This is a genomic window from Acetatifactor sp. (assembly GCF_982438285.1).
In genome coordinates, this window is sequence record NZ_CEWDFQ010000240.1 from 1 (window position 1) to 4,822 (window position 4,822).

The following is a 4,822-nucleotide window of genomic DNA, read 5'->3' on the forward strand; positions in this document are numbered from 1 at the left end:
TATCGATATAATCCTCATAATAATTTATATTATCCTCCACAAGACCCGGAGACAGCTTTCCACTCAAGGCAGCCCTGAGCCTGTTTAAAAATTCCTGTTTTGTCATACTTTCCTTCCTTTACGGCCGGAGATTATCCCATAAATAAAGAGACATATACTTTTTAACATTGTATCATGTCTCTTTTTGCAGGTAAATATAAGTAAAAGAAAGGTTTTCTAAAGTTTTTATAAAAAGAAACCGTTAGCCCTTCACACTTCCCAGAGCAACTCCCTGAACGATAAACTTTGACAGGAAAAGATACACCAAAATAACCGGAAAGATGGAAAATGCAATCATGATGTAAACCTGACCCATGTCAAATTTCAGCCAGTCCGCCGCACGCAGCTGAGCGATCAAAATAGGCAGCGTTTTCTTCTTATCGTCATGCAGAATCAGAGCGGGCGTAAAGTAATTGTTCCAGCTTGTGACAAAGGTAAAAATCGCCTGTACGGCAATGGCCGGCTTCATCAACGGCATCACGATGGTGTTGAAAGTCCGAAATTCGCCGGAACCGTCGATTCTGGCCGCCTCCACCAAAGACAGGGGCAGCGTGCTTTCCATGTACTGCTTCATGTAGAAAAAGGTTACAGGGGCAGCAATCGTAGGAACAATCAGAGGGATAAAGGAATCCTCCAGATTCATCCTTCCCACCAGCTGCAAAAATCCAAGGGCCGTCACCTGCGATGGAATCATCATGATCATCAGGATAAAGGTAAACATAAATTTTTTCAGTTTAAAATCATACACGTGAATTGCATAAGCCGTCATGGTGGAAAAATAAGTGCTCAGCACAGCGCTCAGGGCTGCTACAATGAAGCTGTTGAGCAGGCCGTTCCACACAGGAAGGGTTCCGGCCAGCAGATTTTTCCAGTTTTCCAAAAGATGTGTACTGGGAAAGGGCGTAAAACCTTTGGTCAGCTCTGAATGCGACCTTGTGGCATTGATAAAGAGCACATAAAACCAAAACAGGCACAGAAAGGATACCAGCAAAAGCACCACATAGGCAATGGCTCTTCTTGCCTTGATGCCCATGCCCTTTTTTATTTCATAGCTTTCCTTCTTTTTCATGCTCGCACCACCTATTTATCCCTTTCATTTGAAAATTTATAGACAATCAGACTCAAAATACCTGTAATGATAAACAGAATCACCGACAACGCACCGCCTATGCCGTAGTTTTTGCTGTACAGGTGCTTGTTCAAGTACATAATCAGTGTCATAGAGGATCTCATGGGATCTCCCGTTCCGTTTGTCAAAACCTGCGGTACGTCGAACATCTGCAATCCGCCGATCAACGAGGTTATAACCACATAGATGAGAATAGGCCGAAGAAGCGGCAGCGTTATCTTAAAGAACACCTGCGTGGAGGTTGCTCCGTCCACCTGAGCGGCCTCAAACAGTGAGGTGTCAATGCCCATCATGCCCGCCATCAGCAGGATGGTTGTGTTTCCAAACCACATGATAAAATTCATAAATGCCACCAATGCCCGAGTACTCCAGACATTGGATAAAAACCGGTATGGTGAATCCAAAATTCCCAGCTGCATTAAAATGGAATTGACCGGTCCTCCATCAGAAAACAGAGTGAAAAACAACATGGCAAATGCGGATGCCATAATCAGATTTGGCAGATAGATCACAGTTTTGAAAAATCTCTGCCCCTTCAGCCTGAGACTGGGGTTGGAAAACCATGCTCCCAAAAGAAGGGAAACCAAAATCTGGGGAATGAATCCCATAAGCCACATGATCAGCGTATTCTTTGCATAGACCCAGATATCCTGGTTGGCAAAAATGGTCTTATAGTTTTCAAGTCCCACAAAATTGGGACCCACCTGCGTCAGTCCCGAACGGTAATTTTCAAAAAAGCTGTTGTAAATGGTACTTACCAGCGGAACCAGCTGAAACACCAGATACACTGCCACAAAGGGAATCAAAAATATGTACCCCCATTTATTATAGCTTACCACCTTCCCCCGATGTCTGCCTTTCATAATACGTCCTCCGTTTTCTTTTTTGCGAGCTTCCTGTTATCATAAATCAAGTCATGCCTGCCCGACCAGCCAGACAGGCATGACTCCCCCAATGATTCAAATATTTACATTAATCTGTCAATTAATGCGTCAGCTCAGGATACTTTTCTTCAACTGCTTTGTAGAACAGATCCAGCGCTTCATCCAGCGTTGCGTTTCCGTCAAAGTAATTCTTCATAGCATTCTGGAATTCCTCGTTACAGCCCTGATCATATGCGGACAGGTTGCTCAGGTCAATCTTCTCTGCACCTGCGCAGTACATAGCCAAAGGATTCTGGCCTCCCAGCACCGCACTCTGATAAGAGGTATCTGCAGCCATGGCCTCCATTGCCGGCTTGTTGTTTACGAAATCATTGTCCGCCTCTGCGATCTCTGTCATGATTTCTTCGTTTGTGGTCAGCTGAAGCATAATGTCCTTCACCAGACTTGCATTATCCGTTCCAGTCGCTGCACAAATCCAGGTTCCGCCCCAGAAGAAGCCCTGAGGACCCTCGGTTGCAGCCCAGCCGCCAAGATTTGCAATACTTCCCTCGGTGTCTGCAGCCATACTGAAGTCAACAAACCACGCAGGTCCGAAGTAGCAGAATACCTTTCCTTCAGGATAAAAGCCCTTGCTCCAGTCATCGCTCCACAGCTCATAGGTATTGGTCTGTCCTGCGTCTACCATCTCCTTAGAATCTTCCACCCAGTTCATCAGATTGTCATCAATCACAATCTTGCCGTCCACAACCCACTTTGTGGATACATTGTTGGAGTACACACGATAAGTGTCGTTTACGGAAGAGGTCATGTAGTATCCCGCAGCCGCAAGCTCCGCAGCCGTTTCCTTAAAGGAATCCCAGTCCGCTACCTTTTCCTGAATCACAGCCGGATCATCTGTTCCAAAAACCTCCGTAGCCACATCGCGGCTGTAAACCATAACGCCGGGGCATCCCTGCCAGGAAAGGCCCTTCAATACACCGTTGGAATCTGTAACAATATCCTTGGTATACTGGTACTGATTCGCCAAATCTGCATCCGTGATTCCCAGATCAGCCACAGACATGGTATATTCTGTATCCACATACTTAAGTGCGTAATCCGCCTCGATCAAAAACATATCAATTTTGTCATCTGCCGCAGCATCCGCCTGCTTCAAAAGCGCAGCATCCAGGTTATTCTGGTACGCGTTGTCATCGCTTGGCGTGATATTCCACTTTACCGTCACATCCCCAATTGTACCGGTGGTTCCGTCAACCTCCGTATATCCCGGATAATGATCTGTAAGTCTGGTCTTGAATTCTTCGTTCCAGCAGTAGATGTTCAAAATTTTTCCTTCGTCAGCCGCCTCCCCAGAGCCAGTATCCGCCGCCTCCGAGGATGGTTCCGAAGAGCTGCTTTCCGAAACCGGAGTCTCCGAAGCGGTCTGACTTTCGCTGGCTGCAGGCTCGCTTCCGCATCCTGCCAGCATGGCAGTGATCATGGCTGTTGCAAGTAAAGCACTGAGTACTTTTTTCTTCATTCTTTTTTCCTCCCTTTTTTTGTGCTGTTTTTTGCTGTTGCATTTATTTTTACGCCGCCCGGGTATCCTGTTCCGTCCAGCATAAATGCCTTTTGTTTTTCCTCTGGCATGGAGGCCACGGATTTCCCCTCCTCCACCCATCCGGAAATGATAAGCTGTTCTATCAGAGTCGTCTTGGGCCTTTCAATCAGACTAATCAGCTCTCTGGCCGCCACGCATCCGATCTGCTCCGTATCCTGCCTTACCGTGGTAAGCTGAGGTTCCAGATTTCTGGCGGACTGTATGCCGTCGTAGCCTGCAACGGATATATCCTCCGGTATTCTTAAGCCCCTCTGCCTGATGGCACTGATTCCCCCAAAGGCCGCAAAATCGTCGGGATATAAAATGCAGGTGGGCGGTTCCGCCAGATCAAGCAGCTCATTGGTCACATCATATGTGGTTACGGTGTCCCTGTATGCCGCTTCTCTGATATATTCATCCGGAACCTTAAGTCCCAGACGTTCCGCAGTCCTGTAAAAGCTGGACAGCCTGCTGCTGGTGACTGCAGACTCTGCGCCGTGAATATAAGCAATCCTCCGGTGCCCCTTACTGTACACGTATTCGAGCAGATCCTTCATGCCATTTACGTTGTCCGACAAAACAGCAATTCTGTTGTTGAAAAGATAGTCAATGGTCACAACCGGAATGTCGCTCTGCACCAGCTCTATCACCTCAGGGTCGTTGAAGTCAATGCAGGCAAGCACCACGCCGTCAAATCCTCTGTACCGGCTGTGCTCCAGATAGGACATCCTTCCCTCTCTGTTTCGGCAGCTGTTGATAAAAGTGATATCATAGCCGCTTTTCTCGGCCGTCCGCTTAAAGCTGTCAAGCACGCTGGCAAAATAATCATGGGTAAGTCCGCTCCTGGCTTCATCTGCAAACAGAACCCCGATTGCATATGTTCTGTTTGTCTTTAAGGCCCTTGCCGAAAGATTGGGCAGATACCCCAATTCCTTGGCCGCCTTCCTGATACGCTCCTTTGTGTCCTCTCCAATGTCCTTGTGATTGTTCAACGCCTTGCTGACCGTTGCAACAGACACACCGCACCGGGCGGAAATATCTTTTAATGATGCCATAGCTCTTCTCCCCGTCTACTGACAGAAGGTTGCTGAAAAATCGTTTCCCAAAGGGCTTCCTTCTCTGACAGTTCCGATTTACACTTGACTTAATCGTTTTCGTATTTTCAATATACAACATATTTTACAATTTTGC

Annotated in this window: 5 protein-coding genes; all 5 read right to left on the reverse strand. The window is 47.0% G+C overall.

The genetic code is table 11. The annotated features are described in order from the left end of the window. Positions 1-106 (reverse strand): HAAS signaling domain-containing protein (locus AC1WIP_RS11420; protein ID WP_481141947.1); only part of this gene is annotated, 106 nt, incomplete at its 3' end. Between the two features lie 135 nt (positions 107-241). Further along, positions 242-1,108: a carbohydrate ABC transporter permease gene (locus AC1WIP_RS11425; protein WP_481141943.1), complete on the reverse strand. Its 867-nt coding sequence runs from the start codon at positions 1,106-1,108 to the stop codon at positions 242-244. 11 nt (positions 1,109-1,119) lie between these two features. Continuing rightward, positions 1,120-2,031 carry a carbohydrate ABC transporter permease gene (locus AC1WIP_RS11430; protein ID WP_481141944.1) on the reverse strand — a complete coding sequence of 304 codons (912 nt, stop codon included), beginning with the start codon at positions 2,029-2,031 and terminating at the stop codon, positions 1,120-1,122. A gap of 121 nt (positions 2,032-2,152) precedes the next feature. Then, on the reverse strand, positions 2,153-3,571 hold the full coding sequence (locus tag AC1WIP_RS11435) for a carbohydrate ABC transporter substrate-binding protein (protein WP_481141945.1): 1,419 nt from the start codon (positions 3,569-3,571) through the stop codon (positions 2,153-2,155). Next, positions 3,568-4,686 (reverse strand): LacI family DNA-binding transcriptional regulator, encoded by a 1,119-nt coding sequence (locus AC1WIP_RS11440; RefSeq protein WP_481141946.1) that lies wholly within the window; start codon positions 4,684-4,686, stop codon positions 3,568-3,570. Before AC1WIP_RS11440 ends, AC1WIP_RS11435 begins: the two co-directional genes overlap by 4 nt. Positions 4,687-4,822: the final 136 nt, after the last annotated feature.

Coding starts and splice junctions, on each gene's coding strand:
- AC1WIP_RS11425 (WP_481141943.1), bottom strand. CDS start 1,108: ATGAAAAAGAAGGAAAGCTATGAAATAAAAAAGGGCATGGGCATCAAG.
- AC1WIP_RS11430 (WP_481141944.1), bottom strand. CDS start 2,031: ATGAAAGGCAGACATCGGGGGAAGGTGGTAAGCTATAATAAATGGGGG.
- AC1WIP_RS11435 (WP_481141945.1), bottom strand. CDS start 3,571: ATGAAGAAAAAAGTACTCAGTGCTTTACTTGCAACAGCCATGATCACT.
- AC1WIP_RS11440 (WP_481141946.1), bottom strand. CDS start 4,686: ATGGCATCATTAAAAGATATTTCCGCCCGGTGCGGTGTGTCTGTTGCA.